This is a genomic window from Pseudomonas fitomaticsae (genome assembly GCF_021018765.1).
Lineage (GTDB): Bacteria > Pseudomonadota > Gammaproteobacteria > Pseudomonadales > Pseudomonadaceae > Aquipseudomonas > Aquipseudomonas fitomaticsae.
The window spans coordinates 2,536,580-2,553,820 of record NZ_CP075567.1; the positions used below are offsets into that span (position 1 = coordinate 2,536,580).

Here is a 17,241-nt window from a genome sequence, read left to right on the forward strand (position 1 = left end):
CGGAGAACAAGAACAATGAGCGACGCCCCGGTCATAGGCCATTACCTCGACGGTCAGGTGCAGGACAGCGGTAGCGAACGATTCAGCGATGTCTTCAATCCGGCTACTGGCGCTGTTCAGGCGCGGGTCGGCTTGGCCAGCCAGAAGACTGTGGACGCTGCTGTCGCTTCGGCATTCAAGGCATTCCCGACCTGGTCCGAGCAATCGTCTCTGCGCCGTTCGCGGGTGATGTTCAAGTTCAAGGAATTGCTCGATCGTCACCACGACGAACTGGCCGAAATCATAAGCCGCGAACACGGCAAGGTGTTTTCCGACGCCAAGGGCGAAGTCACCCGAGGCATTGAAATCGTTGAATACGCCTGCGGTGCGCCGAACCTGTTGAAGACCGAGTTCAGCGACAACATCGGCGGCGGCATCGACAACTGGAATCTGCGTCAGCCACTCGGCGTCTGCGCCGGGGTCACGCCGTTCAACTTCCCGGTGATGGTGCCGCTGTGGATGATTCCGCTGGCGCTGGTCACCGGCAACTGCTTCATCCTCAAACCGTCGGAGCGCGATCCGTCCGCCAGTTTGCTGATGGCTCGCCTGTTGTCCGAAGCCGGTTTGCCGGACGGCGTGTTCAACGTGGTTCAGGGCGACAAGACGGCGGTCGACGCCTTGCTGCAGCACCCGGATATCGAGGCGATTTCGTTTGTCGGTTCGACGCCGATTGCCGAATACATTCACCAGCAGGCCACCGCGCGCGGCAAGCGGGTGCAGGCGCTGGGCGGCGCGAAGAATCACATGATCGTCATGCCCGACGCGGATCTGGAACAAGCAGCGGATGCCTTGATTGGCGCCGCTTACGGATCAGCCGGTGAGCGCTGCATGGCGATTTCGATTGCGGTCGCGGTCGGCGAAGTCGGCGATCAACTGATCGCCAAACTGCTGCCGCGCATCGATCAGTTGAAAGTCGGCAACGGACTGCAAGGCGACAACGACATGGGCCCGCTGGTCACCGCCGAACACAAGGCCAGGGTGGAAGGCTTTATCGATCAGGGCGTGGCCCAGGGCGCGCAGCTGATCGTCGACGGCCGTCACTTCAAGGTGCCGGGGGCCGAGGCGGGCTTTTTCGTCGGCGCGACGCTGTTCGATCACGTCACCACCGACATGAGTATCTATCAGCAGGAAATCTTCGGCCCGGTGCTGGGCATCGTTCGCGTGCCGGACTTCGCCAGTGCCGTGGCGTTGATCAACGCCCATGAATTCGGCAATGGCGTGTCGTGCTTTACCAGTGATGGCGGGATCGCCCGCGCCTTCGCCCGCAGCATCAAGGTCGGCATGGTCGGCATCAACGTGCCGATTCCGGTGCCCATGGCCTGGCATTCGTTCGGTGGCTGGAAGCGCTCGCTGTTCGGCGATCACCACGCCTACGGGGAAGAAGGCATTCGTTTTTACAGTCGCTACAAAAGCGTAATGCAGCGCTGGCCCGACAGCATTGCCAAGGGCCCGGAATTCAGCATGCCGACGGCCAAATAAATCATCTGCGCGGAGAACAACAAGAATGAGTACTCCCCTGCGTTTTGCCCTGAACCGAATGGTCGCTCCACGTTTGTCCCTGCCGGCGTTCATCGAATTGGCGGTGACCCTCAAGGCCGACGCCATCGAGATCCGCAACGATCTCAAAGGCATCGAGATCGAGGACGGCACCGCGCCAGAACACGTGCGCGAATTGTGCGCGACCCACGGCATCAGCGTGCTGTCGATCAACGCGTTGTATCCGTTTGATGTGTGGAATGACGAGCGTCGCGCGCAGGCCTTGAAGCTGGCGGCCTATGCCCGCGATTGTGGTGCGCGGGGGTTGGTGATGTGCCCGTTGAACGATCGCGCCGATCCGCGCAGCGTCGCCGAACGTGCGTCGGGCCTGCGCACCGCGTTGAGTGAGCTGGCGCCGATCCTGCGCGATCACGGTCTGCTGGGATTCATCGAGCCGCTGGGTTTCAAAGCCTGCTCGCTGCGCCGCAAACGCACGGCGGTAGAGGCGATCAAGGCGGTCGGCGGGCTGGATGTGCTCCGCCTGGTGCATGACACCTTTCATCACCACCTGGCCGGTGAACAAGAGTTTTTCCCCGAGCTGACGGGGCTGGTGCACATCTCCGGTGTCGAGGAAACCGAGGCGCCGCTGGCGAACCTTTGCGATGGTCACCGGGTGCTGGTGGGCGCGGACGACATTCTCGGCAACGCGGCACAAATCAACAGCCTGCTCGCTGGCGGCTACAGCGGTTACCTGTCGTTTGAACCGTTCGCCGACAGCGTCCATGGCCTGGCGGATATCCAGACGGCGATCGGCGCGAGCATGGACCACCTGAGCAAATCCCTGAGTTGACAGTGCCCTCGCAGGGATCGGATCTGAATTTGAAAGGTGCGGTTATGACCACAACAAGACTGACCATGGCCCAGGCCCTGGTGAAATTCCTCGACAACCAGTACATCGAGGTCGATGGCGTTCAGAGCAAATTCGTCGCCGGGATCTTTACCATTTTCGGCCACGGCAACGTGCTGGGTCTGGGGCAGGCGCTGGAACAGGACAGCGGTGACCTGATCGTTCATCAGGGCCGCAATGAACAAGGCATGGCCCATGCGGCAATCGGTTTTGCCAAACAGCATCTGCGACGCAAGATCTACGCCTGCACCTCGTCGGTGGGGCCGGGCGCGGCGAACATGCTGACCGCTGCGGCCACCGCGACCGCCAACCGGATTCCCTTGCTGCTGTTGCCGGGTGACGTGTATGCCTGCCGTCAACCGGACCCGGTGTTGCAACAGATCGAGCAGTTCCACGACCTGAGCATCAGCACCAATGATGCGTTCAAGGCCGTGAGCAAATACTGGGATCGCATCAACCGTCCCGAACAATTGATGACGGCGGCAATCCACGCCATGCGTGTGCTCACCGATCCCGCCGAAACCGGCGCCGTGACCCTGGCCCTGCCGCAGGACGTGCAGGCCGAGGCCTACGATTATCCCGATTATTTCCTGAAAAAACGCGTGCACCGCATCGAGCGTCGTCCGGCCACTGAAGCGATGCTCGGCGATGCCGTGGCGCTGTTCAAAGGCAAGCGCAAACCGCTGATCATCTGTGGCGGCGGCGTCAAATACTCGGGCGCCAACGCGGCGTTGCAGGCGTTTGCCGAGCGCTTCGATATTCCTTTCGCCGAAACCCAGGCCGGCAAGAGCGCGCTGGTGTCCAGCCATCCGCTGAACGTCGGCGGCATCGGCGAAACCGGTTGCCTGGCGGCGAACCTGCTGGCCAGGGACGCGGATCTGATCATCGGTGTCGGCACCCGCTACAGCGATTTCACCACCGCGTCGAAATCCTTGTTCCAGCACCCTGACGTGCAATTTCTCAACCTCAATATCAGCCCGTGCGATGCCCTGAAACTCGACGGTGTGCAACTGCTGGCGGATGCCCGGACAGGTTTGTCGGCGCTGGCCGAGGCGCTGGGTGACTACCGTTCCGGCTGGGGCGATCAACCCCGTCAGGCCCGGGCGCAACTGGATGAGGAAGTGGATCGCCTGTATCAGATCGACTATCAGTCCCGGGACTTCATCCCGGAAATCAACGACCACCTCGATCCGGCGGTGTTGCGCGAATTCATCGAGCTGACCGGTTCCTGCCTGACCCAGAGCCGCGTGCTCGGCGTGCTCAATGAAACCCTCGCCGATGATGCAGTGATCGTCGCTGCCGCCGGCAGTCTGCCCGGCGATTTGCAGCGCAGTTGGCGTAGCAAGGGGATGAACACCTATCACGTCGAGTACGGATATTCGTGCATGGGCTATGAGGTGAATGCCGCACTCGGCGTGAAGCTCGCCGAGCCCGAGCGCGAGGTCTATGCGCTGGTGGGCGACGGCTCTTACATGATGCTGCACTCCGAACTCGCCACCTCGATCCAGGAGCGGCGCAAGATCAACGTGGTGCTGTTCGACAACATGACCTTCGGTTGCATCAACAACCTGCAGATGGGCAACGGCATGGACAGCTTTGCCACCGAGTTCCGTTACCGCAACCCGCAGAGCGGCAAGCTCGACGGTGCTTTCGTGCCGGTGGATTTCGCCATGAGCGCGGCGGCCTACGGCTGCAAGACCTACAAGGTGAGTACTGTTGAAGAGCTGCAGGCGGCGCTGGCCGATGCGCGCTTGCAGACGGTCTCGACCCTGATCGACATCAAGGTTCTGCCCAAGACCATGATTCACGGTTATCTGTCGTGGTGGCGGGTCGGCGTGGCGCAAGTCTCCACCAGCGCCCGCACCGACTCGGTAGCCAAAACCCTGAACGAACGACTGGCCAAGGCCCGTCAGTACTGATTGCCCTGAATCGAACAACCACAAGGAATCCTTTCATGTCATTGCTTTCCCAAGCGTTGCGGCTAGGCGTCATCGGCACCGGGGCCATCGGCCAGGACCACATTCGTCGTTGCAGCCAGACCTTGCTCAACAGTCAGGTCGTGGCGGTTACCGACATCAATCTGCAGCAGGCGGCCAAGGTCGTCGCTGACCTGAAACTGACCGCCGAGGTCTATCCCGACGGCCACGCGCTGATCCAGGCGCCGGATGTCGAGGCGATCCTCGTGACCTCCTGGGGCCCGAGCCACGAAGCGTTCGTGCTGGCCGCGATTGCGGCGGGCAAACCGGTGTTCTGCGAGAAACCACTGGCGGTCACCGCCGAAGGCTGCCGCAAGATCGTCGAGGCCGAAGTCGCCCACGGCAAACGGCTGGTGCAGGTCGGTTTCATGCGTCCGTACGATGAAGGCTATCGCGCGTTGAAGTCGGTGATCGACAGTGGCCAGATCGGCGAGCCGTTGATGCTGCATTGCGCCCACCGCAACCCGAGCGTGGGTGAAAACTACAAGACCGACATGGCGATCACCGACACACTGATCCATGAACTGGACGTACTGCGCTGGTTGCTCGACGACGATTACGTCTCGGTGCAGGTGGTGTTCCCGCGCAAGAGCAGCAAGGCCCTCGCGCATCTGAAAGATCCGCAGATCGTGCTGCTGGAAACCGCCAAGGGCACGCGCATCGACGTGGAAGTCTTCGTTAATTGCCAGTACGGCTACGACATCCAGTGCGAAGTGGTGGGGGAGACCGGCATCGCCAAATTGCCGGAGCCGTCCCAGGTGCAATTGCGCAGCGGGGCCAAGCTGTCCAACGCGATTCTGATGGACTGGAAGGATCGCTTTATCGCGGCCTATGACGTCGAGTTGCAGGCGTTCATCGATGGCGTGCGGGCAGGGCAGGTGGGTGGGCCTTCGGCGTGGGATGGCTTTGCCGCAGCGGTTGCTGCCGATGCGTGCATCGAAGCGCAGAACAGCGGGGCGATCGTCAAAGTCGCACTGCCAGACCGCCCCCGCTTCTACGGCTAACCGCGATACCTGTGGGAGCGGGGTTGCCCGCGATAGCGGTGTATCAGGCGACATCAATGTTAAATGTTCCGCCGTCATCGCGGGCAAGCCCGCTCCCACAGGGGGGCGCGTTCTTTAAGGAGAATACTTTCATGCGCATCGGACTTGTCGGTTACGGCCATGGCGGCCGGTTTTTTCATGCTCCGCTGATCAGCAGCCTGCCGGCGGCGACGTTCGTCGGCGTGGTCACCCGTTCAGCGGAGCGCCGACAGTTGCTGGCGGCGGAACATCCGGGTGTGCCGGCCTTCGACAGCATCGGCCAGTTGGTGGAAGCCGGGATCGATGTGCTGGTGGTATCGACGCCCCTCAAGGGCCGGCCGGCATTGGTGCTGGACGGCATCGAACATGGTGTGGCGGTGGTCAGCGACAAGCCGTTCGCCGCCGACTGGCAGCAGGCGCAAACCCTGATCACCATGGCCGAGCGCCAGAATGTACCGCTCAGCGTCTATCAGAACCGGCGCTGGGATTCGGACTTTTTAACCGTGCGCAAACTCATCGAATCCGGCGCGCTGGGCCAGGTCAGCCGGTTCGAGTCGCGGATCGAGCGTTACTCGCCGTCATCGGTTCACAACGGCAGCGGCGGTGGCTTCCTGCGCGATCTGGGCAGTCATCTGGTCGATCAGGCGCTGTTGTTGTTCGGCCCGGTGACACGGGTTTACGCCGAACTGGACTACCTGGAAAAAGACCAGGCATTCGATCACGGTTTCTTTATGTCCCTGACCCACGCCAACGGCGTGACCTCGCATCTGGGTGGCAGTTGCCTGCAAAACAGCCCCGGCCCGCGTTTTCGGGTGAGCGGTACGCAGGGTTGTTACAGCGTCGAAGGGCTGGACGGGCAGGAGGCCCAGGCGCTGGCCGGGCTCTCGCCGAAAACCGAAGGCGAGCGCTGGGGCGTCGAGGAGCATCGCCGCTGGGGCTGGTTCGAGCACGGAGACGAACGTGAACGGGTTCCGTCTGAACGCGGCTGCTGGAGTCAGTTCTATTTGCAGCTACAAATCGCGTTGCAAAACGGTGGCCCACTGCCCGTGGACGCCCGTGATGCACTGGCGACAACCCGCGTGCTAGACGCTGCGCGCCTGAGTTTCAAACGTCATCAGGTAGTGGAACTGAGTGAGTTTGCAAGTCATGGAATAAAATCATAATAAAATTCTAAAACAGGTTGATATGGAAAATATTTTCCAATAAAGTCGATTCCAGATTCACTGTCTCGGGATACGTTCCAACGCTTCGACTGCTTGTCCGCTTACTGAAATCGTCATGCCTCATCCATAAAACCAACAAGAATGTGGAGAAAGACTTTTCATGAAGACCAAGACCCGTTTTGCCTCACTGGCCTTGTCCCTGATGTTCGCCAGCGGCGCTGTGCTGGCCGATATGAAGATCGGCGTCAGCATGTCCCAGTTCGATGACACCTGGCTGACCTACCTGCGCGAATCCATGGACAAGAAAGCCAAGTCCTATCCCGACGGCGTCAAGCTGCAGTTCGAAGACGCCCGCAGCGACGTGGTCAAGCAACTGAGCCAGGTCGAAAGCTTCATCAGCCAGAAGGTCGACGCCATCGTGGTCAATCCGGTGGATACCGCCGCCACCAAAAAGATTACTGAGGCGGCAGTGAAGGCCGGCATTCCGCTGGTCTACGTCAACCGCCGCCCCGATGACCTGAACCTGCCCAAAGGCGTGGTAACCGTTGCTTCAAACGACCTGGAGGCCGGCGAGATGCAGATGCAGTACCTGGCCGACAAGATGGGCGGCAAGGGCGACATCGTGATTCTGCTGGGCGACCTGGCGAACAACTCCACCACCAACCGCACCAAGGGCGTCAAAGAGGTGCTGGCCAAATACCCGGACATCAAGGTCGAGCAGGAACAGAGCGGCGTCTGGCTGCGGGACAAGGGCATGACCCTGGTCAACGACTGGCTGACCCAGGGCCGCAAGTTCGACGCGGTCGTCTCCAACAACGACGAAATGGCCATCGGTGCCGCCATGGCCCTGCAACAGGCCGGCGTCGCCAAAGGCAGCGTGTTGATCGCGGGTGTCGACGGCACGCCGGACGGCTTGAACGCCGTGAAGAAAGGCTCGCTGGCCGCTTCCGTGTTCCAGGATGCCAAGGGCCAGGCTGACGGTTCCATCGATACGGCGGTGAGAATGGCGAAGAACGAGCCGGTCGAGCCGGCAGTCTGGGTGCCGTTCCGCTTGATCACGCCGCAAAACGTTGACCAGTTCAAATAGTCCGTCCGTTCAATAACAACAATAAGCCCGCAAGGTGGCGATCGCGACCTTGCTGATGGAGTACCTGATCATGTTCGCTTCAGCGACTGCTTCGAGCACCCCTTTGACGGGGAGCCCGCCCACTGCACTACCTGTCGAAGAGCCGTACCTGCTGGAGATCGTCAACGTCAGCAAGGGTTTCCCCGGTGTGGTGGCGTTGTCCGATGTGCAACTGCGGGTACGCCCCGGTTCCGTGCTGGCGCTGATGGGCGAAAATGGCGCGGGCAAATCCACCCTGATGAAAATCATCGCCGGCATTTACCAGCCAGACGCCGGCGAGCTGCGCCTGCGGGGCAAACCGGTGGTGTTCGAAACGCCGCTGGCAGCGCTTCAGGCCGGGATCGCGATGATCCACCAGGAACTCAACCTGATGCCGCACATGAGCATCGCCGAAAACATCTGGATCGGTCGCGAGCAGCTCAACGGCTTTCACATGATCGACCATCGGGAAATGCACCGCTGCACGGCGAAACTGCTGGAGCGCCTGCGGATCAACCTCGACCCCGAAGAGCTGGTCGGCAACCTGAGTATCGCCGAGCGGCAGATGGTCGAGATCGCCAAAGCCGTGTCCTACGACTCCGATATCCTGATCATGGACGAACCGACGTCGGCCATCACCGACAAGGAAGTCGCCCATCTGTTCTCGATCATTGCCGACCTGAAAAGTCAGGGCAAAGGCATCATCTACATCACCCACAAAATGAACGAAGTGTTCGCGATCGCCGATGAAGTGGCGGTGTTTCGCGACGGGGCCTACATCGGCCTGCAGCGGGCCGATTCCATGGACAGCGACAGCCTGATCTCGATGATGGTCGGTCGCGAGTTGAGCCAGTTGTTTCCGGTGCGTGAAAAACCGATCGGCGATCTGCTGCTGTCGGTGCGCGACCTCAAGCTCGATGGCATCTTCAAGGGTGTTTCCTTCGACCTGCATGCCGGGGAAATCCTTGGCATCGCCGGGTTGATGGGCTCCGGCCGGACCAACGTGGCCGAAGCGATCTTCGGCATCACGCCCAGCGACGGTGGCGAGATCCGTCTCGATGGCGAGGTGGTGCGCATCAGCGATCCGCACATGGCGATCGAGAAAGGCTTCGCCCTGTTGACCGAGGATCGCAAGCTCAGCGGTCTGTTCCCGTGCCTCTCGGTGCTGGAAAACATGGAAATGGCCGTCCTGCCGCACTACGCCGGCCACGGCTTCATCCAGCAAAAAGCCTTGCGCGCCTTGTGCGAAGACATGTGCAAGAAGCTGCGGGTGAAAACCCCGTCGCTGGAGCAGTGCATCGACACCCTGTCGGGTGGCAATCAGCAGAAAGCCTTGCTGGCCCGCTGGCTGATGACCAACCCGCGAATCCTGATTCTCGACGAGCCGACCCGCGGCATCGATGTCGGCGCCAAGGCCGAGATTTACCGGCTTATCGCCTACCTCGCCAGCGAAGGCATGGCGGTGATCATGATTTCTTCGGAACTGCCGGAAGTGCTCGGAATGAGTGACCGGGTGATGGTCATGCACGAGGGCGACCTGATGGGCACCCTCGACCGCAGCGAGGCGACTCAGGAGCGGGTGATGCAATTGGCTTCGGGCCTGTCCTCGGTTCATTAATGGATACCGCTGGTGGCCGCGGCCGCCGTCGATGATGCGATAGAAAGGTGAGTGGTTATGAACGCGATACTGGAAAACAAACCGGCCACGGCACCGGTCAAGAGTCGCCGGCGCTTTCCGACGGAGCTGAGCATTTTCCTGGTGCTGATCGGCATTGGCCTGGTGTTCGAACTGTTCGGCTGGATCGTGCGCGACCAGAGCTTCCTGATGAACTCCCAGCGGCTGGTGCTGATGATCCTGCAAGTGTCGATCATCGGCCTGCTCGCGATTGGCGTGACCCAGGTGATCATCACCACGGGTATCGACCTGTCGTCGGGCTCGGTGCTCGCGTTGTCGGCGATGATCGCGGCCAGTCTGGCGCAGACTTCGGATTTCGCTCGGGCGGTGTTCCCGTCACTGACCGATTTGCCGGTCTGGATTCCCGTGATTGCCGGGCTCGGTGTCGGGCTGCTGGCGGGGGCGATCAACGGCAGCATCATCGCCATCACCGGGATTCCGCCGTTCATTGCCACGCTGGGCATGATGGTTTCGGCCCGTGGCCTGGCGCGTTACTACACCGAAGGCCAGCCGGTGAGCATGCTCTCGGATTCCTACACGGCCATCGGCCATGGCGCGATGCCGGTGATCATTTTTCTGGTGGTGGCGGTGATCTTTCACATCGCGCTGCGTTACACCAAATACGGCAAATACACCTACGCCATCGGCGGCAACATGCAGGCGGCGCGCACGTCCGGTATCAACGTCAAACGCCATCTGGTCATCGTTTACAGTATCGCCGGGTTGCTGGCGGGGCTGGCAGGCGTGGTGGCTTCGGCCCGCGCGGCTACCGGGCAGGCCGGGATGGGCATGTCCTATGAACTGGATGCGATTGCTGCCGCGGTCATCGGCGGCACCAGTCTGGCGGGCGGAGTGGGGCGCATCACCGGCACGGTGATCGGCGCACTGATCCTGGGGGTGATGGCCAGCGGTTTCACCTTTGTCGGGGTCGATGCGTACATCCAGGACATCATCAAGGGGCTGATCATCGTGGTTGCGGTGGTGATCGACCAATACCGCAACAAGCGCAAGCTCAAGCGCTGAAGTTCATCGTCCTGGCTTGGTAAAGCGGGATGAACGTCACACACTAAAGCCGATCGGAAAGATCGGCTTTTTTATGCCTGCGAAAACTGCCGAGGCGGCAAAGTCGTTCAGGGTTTCTTTTCTTTCATCCCATCCTTTGAGCTGCTGGATGTTTGCGCATCCTTCTCTGTCTCGTGGGACTCTGCACCGGAGTTCGACCCCGAGGCTTCTTCACCCTTCTTGTCGGCCTTGTCTTCCTTGGATTCGGTGCCTCCCTGGTTGACTCCGGGAATGGCAGAAGGCGGAACCGTGCTTCCCGCCATCGCCAGCGGTGCGGTGGCAGATAAAAGACTTCCAAGCATGAGGGCTGCAATGGTTCTGTTCATCGTCGGGGCTTCCGCGTCAGGTGAATAGACGTTGGAAAATCAGACTCGAAGCAAAGTGCCGGGCGGCTGACGGGTGGCTGTACAGCCGTGCAGCTTTGTGGAGAGTTTTCGACCAGGCATGTATTCAAAAAGCGGCAAATTGCTGGCCCCCGAATGTTTCAAGTCCCGGCAAACTCGCCTTTTTTCAAAAGGTTAGGTGGGCCATATGCGGACGATTGTCATCACCGTAGCAACGCTTTCCCTCGCTCTGTTCGCAGTGGAGGCCCAAGCCAGGGAACTGAGCAAGAGCCATCGTTTTGCGTGTACCTGGGGTTCGGACATCGCCGCGGGTGCACAACAATCGAAGCTGTCAGGGATTTCCCTGTATGGCGCGCGCAAGCGCTTGCAGGCGCGCAAGTTTCAGCAACCGTGGATGCGCATGACTGCGATGGGCATCACCGAGCAGACCTATGACAGCGCGTCGCGGCTCAAGCCGGCGGCCGTCAAGCAGACCTACTACGAACAGTGCGTTCGGCATGAACTGGCCCAGCGTTGAACGAAAAGCCCGACCTGAAGAGGTCGGGCTTTTTCATGTCAGGTGCAATGACAGCGTCACTTGTCACTTTCGCAATTGACCATCCACGACACGCCAAAACGATCCACCAGCATGCCGAAGCGCGCAGCCCAGAAGGTGGCTTCCAGCGGCATGTCGACGCGACCGTCCCTGGCCAGGGCGTTAAACACCCGCTCGGCCTCGGCAATGCTGTCGACATTCAGGGAAATCGAGCAACCACTCATGCCCTGGGTTGGTCGGTCAGGCGTGGTGTCCGAAGCCATCAGCATTTGATCGCCGACTTTCAGGCAAGTGTGGATGATCAGGTCGTGATGCTCTTTGGGGACATGTTCGGCGGCTGGCGTTTCGCCGAAGGTCATCATCGCTTCGAGCTTGCCTTGCAGGCATTGCTCGTAAAACGTGAAGGCTGCGCGGCAGTCGCCGTTGAAGATCAGGTACGGGTTGATTTTCATGGTGGTGCTCCCGAATGGACAGTGGAACGCCGCGCGGCCGGGTGTGCCGAAGCAGCATCATGGATTGACTCCATCCAGCAAAGCGTTAGAACGCCGGATTGCCAGCCGATGCTGCAACAATTTCCTTTCGGGGTGACCGATGGTCTGCGGGGAGGGGCGTCAGGAGTCGCGCGGGTACTTCTGCACCGCAGCGCCCGCCACCCGGGCGGCAGGTCGGGTTTGCATCAGTGCATCGATCGCCTTGCGATAGTTCTGCCCGCCCAGCGCCATGCTGTTGTTGTGTGTTGCGCCGGGCACCAGCAGCAGGCGTTTCGGTTGCCGGGCGGCGGCGAACAGTTGCTCGCTGAAGCGTGACGGCACGAATGCGTCGGCCAGGCCGTGCACCACCAGCAACGGCATGTGGATCTCGGCGATCTTGTCGATGGAATCGAATTTCTGCGACAGCAACCAACGCACCGGAAGAGAGGTGTTGGCCACGGCTGCCGCCACATCCGCCAATGAGGTAAACGTGGATTCGATGACCAGTCCGCGCACCGGCAATGGGGTGTGATGGCTGGCGGCATCGCGGCCGAGTTCGGCAGCCAGATCGATGGCGACCGCGCCCCCCAGCGAATGCCCGTAGATCAGGCGTTTGTTCGGGTCCGGTTGCAACAGCTGGAAGCGCTCCCAGGCCACTCGCGCATCCTCGTACACCGTTCTCTCCGACGGCAGGTCGCCATGGCTCTGGCCGAAGCCGCGATAGTCGATGGCCAGTACCGAATAACCTGCTGCGCGCAATTGTTCGATACGGAACAATTGCCCGGTGAGGTTCCAGCGCACGCCATGCAGATAAAGGATGGCCGGAGCATCGGCGCGTTCCGCCGGCCACCACCAGGCGTGAATGTTTTGCCCGGCCTTGAAGCTTTTCGGTTGCAGGTCGAGTTCCTGCACGCTGCCGGGCAAACCGTGATACCAGCCGGCGGTGCCCGGTTCGATGCGAAACAACAGCTTGCGTTCGGTGTGTTCCAGCACGGCACAACTCGCCGGCACGCCGATGATCAGGGCGGCCATGCAGGCGAACGCCAGACGGCGGCGTCGAAGTCGGGTCATGAAGGCAAGGAACATTAAACGTTTCACCACAGCGCGGACAAAGAACGCTTTTTACCAGATGCCTTGACCCGCGCGTGACATTTTCGACCACCGCACGCCTGCAACGATTACAAAATGCTGCGACGACTCAGTCGATCTTCAGCACGATCTTGCCGATGTGGTCGCCCGCTTCCATGTGCGCATGGGCCTTGGCTGCGTCGGCCAGCGGATAGACCTTGTCGATGATCGGCAGGCAGCGCCCGGCGGCCAGCACCGGCCAGACGTGTTCGCGCAATTGATCGGCGATGGCGGCTTTTTCCGCCGAGGTACGGGCGCGCAGGAGGGAACCGGTGACCACCGCACGCTTGCCGAGGATCGCCAGCAGATCGATGTCATTGGCCCGCGCGCCGCCGAGGAAACCGAGCATCACCAATCGCCCATCCATCCCCAAGGCGCTGATGTTTCCGTTGAGGTACGAGCCGCCCATGATGTCGAGGATCACATTCACGCCCTGGCCAGCGGTCTTCTCGGCGATGACAGCCGCGAAATCCTGCTCCCGATAGTTGATCGCTTCGCCGCCCAGGTTGTGGATCGCTGCGCATTTGTCGGCGCTGCCGGCGGTGGCGAAGGCTTGGATGCCAAACTCGCGGCACAGCATCAGCGCGGTGGTGCCGATGCCGCTGGTGCCGCCGTGGATCAAGGCGCGCTGACCACGGCTTGCACCGCCGAGGCCGAACAGGTTGGCCCACACGGTGAAAAAGGTTTCCGGAATTGCCGCCGCCTGAGTCCAGTCCAGTCCATCGGGAATCGGCAGGGCCTGGCCGGCCGGAACCGTGCAGTATTCGGCGTAGCCTCCGCCATTGGTCAGCGCGCAGACCCGGTCACCGACCGCGAATGTGCTGACTCCGCTGCCAATCGCCATGACCTCGCCGGCCACTTCAAGGCCCGGAATCGGGTTCATGCCGGGCTTCATCGGGTATTTGCCGGCGCGTTGCAGAGCGTCGGGGCGGTTGATGCCGGCGGCGTGCACGCGGATCAGTATTTCGCCTTCTGCGGCGACCGGCAGCGGAACGCGCCGGGATTGCAGAACCTCGGGCCCGCCCGGTTCGGTGATTTCGATTCGAGTCATTTCAGTGGGCAACGTCATTTTCGATTCCTCTTGAAACAAGTGATCAGTAGATGGGAGCACAGTCAGGGCCCAATGATTCCCGTCATTGGGCACAGCAGCGATGCTCGACGGAGGAGGGCAGTAGTTTCATGACCTGCTCAAGTATCAGCGCAATCACGATGGCACCGCAGGCAATCACGAAAAGCAGTACATGCTGTCCGCCTGTGGCGTTGAACAGCGCCGAATAGGCGAAGCCGGCCAGCGCCTGAAACGTGGCGAACGACACCGTGGCCTGGCTCCACGCCACCTGTTGGCGATGATGATCCGGCACCAGCTCATGCACTCGGGCCAACGCCAGCGGGACGATGCCCGGTGGAAATGAGCCGAGCACCACCGCCAGCAGCGCCAACGCCAGGAATGAATGCGAAACCGCCAGCAAGCCAAGGGTGATCGCCTGCACCACCAGCACCAGACGAATGCCGGTCCGCGCGCCGAGATGATCGGCGAGAAAGCCATAACTCACCGGGCCGACGATGGCGCCCAGACCGTACATGATCCAGACCAGCGCGCCGACGTGCGCCCCGGCGCCCAGGCCACGGGCGACGTAATCCACCAGAAAGACCATGGCCGGCACCAGCCCGGCGGCCATGAACGCGTACTGGGCAAACAGCAGATAAACAGCAGGCGGTGTCGCCTCGACCGGATCCACCTGAGCCCTTGCAGTGGTTGCATGGGGCAGCTCCGAGGGCCAGCCGAACCAGCTCAATGCCGTCAGTGCCAGCGACAAAACGCCCAATCCCAGCCACGTCGCTTGCAAACCCAGACTCAACAACAGCGGAACAATCGTGCCCGAACCTGCGATGCCCAGACCGATGCCGAGGAAAATCGCCCCGCTGGCCAGTCCTTTGCGCGCGGCCGGTACGTGTGGCAGCACGGTCGCGGCCACCAGCACCATGATCGCGCCGCCCGCGATGCCGGACAGCAGACGCCAGCCGAAATACCAGCTCACCGACACCGGGTACGCACAGGCGAAAAACGCCACGGTCACCGCCAGCATCATCAGTCGCAGAGCGTTTCTCTGGGTGAGCCGGCGTGCCAGCGGTCGGCCGAGGAGGGCGCCGATCAGGTAACCGACCAGGTTGGCCGCGCCGAGATAGACCACATCATGGGCGGAAAACCACTGCGCCTGAATCAGCGAAGGGATCAGCGGCGTGTAGGCGAAACGCGCCAGACCGATGCTGACCAGGCTGGCGCAGAGTCCGGCGAAGATCGCCAGCCAGACACTCGTGTCCGGGCGTTCGGGCGAAGCAGTTGAAGTGCGCATGACGGCAATCCCGTGAAAGGTTTATGGCGCCCAGCATATCGGCTATCGTTGCTGCGTTAATGCAGCGAGATTGCTTGGTTGTGATGCGTTAATGCATCAATGGAGAACAGTATGAATTGGGATGACGCACGGGTGTTTCTTGCGGTCTGCCGCGAGTCGACATTGCGCGGCGCCGCGCGTGTGCTGGGCGTGGACCAGGCGACGGTCGGACGACGCATCACCGCACTGGAAAAGTCGCTGGGCGCGACCTTGTTCCTGCGCACCTCCGAAGGCTATGCACTGACGGCCGTCGGCGAAGCGGCGCTCAAGTCGGTGGAAAAAATGGAGCATTCGGCGCTGGAGCTGGAGCGGCGTATCCAGGGCCTCGACGACCGCCTGACCGGCAGTGTGCGGGTCAGCACCACCGATTCGCTGGCCATCGATTTTCTGATCCCGGCCATCGCGCAGTTGCACCAACAGCATCCTGACGTGCGCGTGCAACTGGACGCCTCCACGCAAATCCTCAGCCTGGCCAAACGCGAAGCAGACATTGCCGTGCGCAATACCCGCCCGGACAACCCGGACCTGATCGCCCGGCGCATCGCGCGATGGCCGGTGGGATTGTTCGCCTCGCAGGCCTATGTCGACAGTCATGGCGTGCCGGCGCCAGGCAGTGCGTTCGAGGGCCATGATCTGGTGGTGTACCAGCCGTATCTGCAAGGCAACAAGGACCTGACCCTGGTGACTGAACCCGTGACTCGCGGGCGGATCGTCGCCGGTCTGAGCTCCAGCCTGTTGGTACGCCGCTCGATTGCCGCCGGGCTGGGTGCAGGAGAAATCCCGGTCTACATGGGCGAGCGCGATGGTCTGGTCAGGCTGTGGCCGGAGCGTACGCGGCCGTTGCCTTATGAAGTGTGGCTGGTGACCCATGCGGATTTGCGCCATACCGCGCGGGTCAGGGCGGTGATCGAGCAGATTGTCGAAGCGTTTGCGCTGGAAAACGAATAGTTGTTCTGCCAAAAAAAACGGCCTTCACTGAAGGCCGTTTTTTGTGAGCATTGAAATCGCTGCCTCATGGCATTTCCGGCAGTTCCTGCGGGCGCAGATCAAACACCAGGACTTCGGCATCCTGGCCATTGTTCAGGGTCAGTGCCTGTTCTTCACGAACCCGTACGCCATCGCCCTCTTTCAACTGCACGCCGTTCAGTTCAATGCTGCCGCGAGCAACGTGTACATAGGCGTAGCGGTTGGCAGGCAGCTTGAGTGTGGCACTTTCCTCGCCATCGAACAGCCCGGCATACACGCGTGCATCCTGGCGTACTTTCAGCGAGCCGTGGCTGCCTTCGGGCGAAATGATCAGTTGCAGGCGACCGCGTTTTTTCTGTTCGCTGAAGTGCTCTTGCTGGTAACGCGGTTTCGCGCCGCTGACGTCCGGTACGATCCAGATCTGCAGGAAGTGCACAGGCTTGGTCGCCGAATGGTTGAACTCACTGTGGGCCACGCCGCTGCCGGCGCTCATCAGTTGCACATCGCCGGGGCGGATCACCGAACCGGTGCCGAGGGTGTCCTTGTGTTCCAGGGCGCCTTCGAGCACATAGGAGAAAATCTCCATGTCGCGGTGCGGGTGCTGGCCGAAGCCCTTGCCGGCGGCGACGCGGTCATCGTTGATCACCAGCAGGTCGGAAAAACCCTGTTCACGCGGGTCACGGTAGCTGGCAAAGGAAAAGGTGTGGAACGACTTCAACCAGCCATGATTGGCCAGACCACGGTCGGAAGCTTTACGAAGGGTCAGCATGATGAAATCTCCTTTCAGGACGTTGATTCGTCCGAGTGAGGAGAAGGTTACTGGTTACCCTGCGAAGCAATAAGTAGATGAAAATTGAAATACTGTCTCTTTATGGTTGACAGTTGTGTGCACTGGATCACGCATTCTTTTCCAACGGTTCCATCGTATCTGGCCATAATGCTCACACTTATGACTCTGCATAGATTTTGGTGATACCTCC

The 17,241-nt window shown here is 61.1% G+C and carries 16 protein-coding genes; 10 read left to right on the forward strand and 6 right to left on the reverse strand.

Annotated elements, in window-relative coordinates:
• Positions 1–15: 15 nt before the first annotated feature.
• The 8 genes from KJY40_RS11565 to KJY40_RS11600 all read left to right on the forward strand — a co-directional run bounded on the left by KJY40_RS11565 (position 16) and on the right by KJY40_RS11600 (position 10,386).
• Positions 16–1,518 (forward strand): CoA-acylating methylmalonate-semialdehyde dehydrogenase, encoded by a 1,503-nt coding sequence (locus tag KJY40_RS11565; protein WP_230736905.1) that lies wholly within the window; start codon positions 16–18, stop codon positions 1,516–1,518.
• A gap of 25 nt (positions 1,519–1,543) precedes the next feature.
• Complete coding sequence (locus KJY40_RS11570) at positions 1,544–2,365, forward strand: TIM barrel protein (protein WP_230736907.1); 822 nt, start codon at positions 1,544–1,546, stop codon at positions 2,363–2,365.
• A 44-nt stretch (positions 2,366–2,409) separates the two neighbouring features.
• Positions 2,410–4,341 (forward strand): 3D-(3,5/4)-trihydroxycyclohexane-1,2-dione acylhydrolase (decyclizing), encoded by a 1,932-nt coding sequence (gene iolD / locus KJY40_RS11575; RefSeq protein ID WP_230736909.1) that lies wholly within the window; start codon positions 2,410–2,412, stop codon positions 4,339–4,341.
• A 35-nt stretch (positions 4,342–4,376) separates the two neighbouring features.
• Positions 4,377–5,402, forward strand: coding sequence for a Gfo/Idh/MocA family protein (locus KJY40_RS11580; RefSeq protein ID WP_230736911.1), 1,026 nt, complete (start codon positions 4,377–4,379; stop codon positions 5,400–5,402).
• Positions 5,403–5,533: 131 nt separating this feature from the next.
• Positions 5,534–6,583 (forward strand): Gfo/Idh/MocA family protein, encoded by a 1,050-nt coding sequence (locus KJY40_RS11585; RefSeq protein WP_230736913.1) that lies wholly within the window; start codon positions 5,534–5,536, stop codon positions 6,581–6,583.
• 160 nt (positions 6,584–6,743) lie between these two features.
• Positions 6,744–7,670 (forward strand): sugar ABC transporter substrate-binding protein, encoded by a 927-nt coding sequence (locus KJY40_RS11590; protein ID WP_085732515.1) that lies wholly within the window; start codon positions 6,744–6,746, stop codon positions 7,668–7,670.
• Positions 7,671–7,740: 70 nt separating this feature from the next.
• The gene (locus tag KJY40_RS11595; RefSeq protein WP_230736915.1) at positions 7,741–9,306 is read left to right on the forward strand and encodes a sugar ABC transporter ATP-binding protein; all 1,566 of its coding nucleotides are present in this window, start codon (positions 7,741–7,743) and stop codon (positions 9,304–9,306) included.
• A gap of 57 nt (positions 9,307–9,363) precedes the next feature.
• Positions 9,364–10,386, forward strand: a complete 1,023-nt coding sequence (locus KJY40_RS11600) for an ABC transporter permease (protein ID WP_007956055.1) — start codon at positions 9,364–9,366, stop codon at positions 10,384–10,386.
• Between the two features lie 107 nt (positions 10,387–10,493).
• Here KJY40_RS11600 and KJY40_RS11605 read toward each other — a convergent pair whose 3' ends face one another.
• Entirely contained in the window at positions 10,494–10,751 is a 258-nt protein-coding gene (locus KJY40_RS11605; protein WP_230736917.1) for a hypothetical protein, read from the reverse strand.
• Between the two features lie 205 nt (positions 10,752–10,956).
• On the opposite strand from KJY40_RS11605, the gene KJY40_RS11610 reads away from it, so the two are divergent.
• A complete protein-coding gene (locus KJY40_RS11610; RefSeq protein WP_064378879.1) occupies positions 10,957–11,286 on the forward strand; it encodes a hypothetical protein in 330 nt (109 codons plus the stop codon).
• A 56-nt stretch (positions 11,287–11,342) separates the two neighbouring features.
• Here the strand turns inward: KJY40_RS11610 and KJY40_RS11615 are convergent, their stop codons facing one another.
• From KJY40_RS11615 to KJY40_RS11630, 4 genes are all read right to left on the reverse strand, one after another.
• A complete protein-coding gene (locus tag KJY40_RS11615; RefSeq protein WP_115077236.1) occupies positions 11,343–11,756 on the reverse strand; it encodes a VOC family protein in 414 nt (137 codons plus the stop codon).
• A 159-nt stretch (positions 11,757–11,915) separates the two neighbouring features.
• A complete protein-coding gene (locus KJY40_RS11620; protein ID WP_230736919.1) occupies positions 11,916–12,860 on the reverse strand; it encodes an alpha/beta hydrolase in 945 nt (314 codons plus the stop codon).
• A 112-nt stretch (positions 12,861–12,972) separates the two neighbouring features.
• Positions 12,973–13,971: an NAD(P)H-quinone oxidoreductase gene (locus KJY40_RS11625; RefSeq protein WP_230736922.1), complete on the reverse strand. Its 999-nt coding sequence runs from the start codon at positions 13,969–13,971 to the stop codon at positions 12,973–12,975.
• 64 nt (positions 13,972–14,035) lie between these two features.
• Positions 14,036–15,256 carry a YbfB/YjiJ family MFS transporter gene (locus tag KJY40_RS11630; protein WP_230736924.1) on the reverse strand — a complete coding sequence of 407 codons (1,221 nt, stop codon included), beginning with the start codon at positions 15,254–15,256 and terminating at the stop codon, positions 14,036–14,038.
• 111 nt (positions 15,257–15,367) lie between these two features.
• Between KJY40_RS11630 and KJY40_RS11635 the strand changes: the two genes are divergently transcribed.
• Positions 15,368–16,243, forward strand: coding sequence for a LysR family transcriptional regulator (locus KJY40_RS11635; RefSeq protein ID WP_230736926.1), 876 nt, complete (start codon positions 15,368–15,370; stop codon positions 16,241–16,243).
• 64 nt (positions 16,244–16,307) lie between these two features.
• Here the strand turns inward: KJY40_RS11635 and KJY40_RS11640 are convergent, their stop codons facing one another.
• The gene (locus tag KJY40_RS11640; protein ID WP_230736928.1) at positions 16,308–17,030 is read right to left on the reverse strand and encodes a pirin family protein; all 723 of its coding nucleotides are present in this window, start codon (positions 17,028–17,030) and stop codon (positions 16,308–16,310) included.
• Positions 17,031–17,241 lie beyond the last annotated feature (211 nt).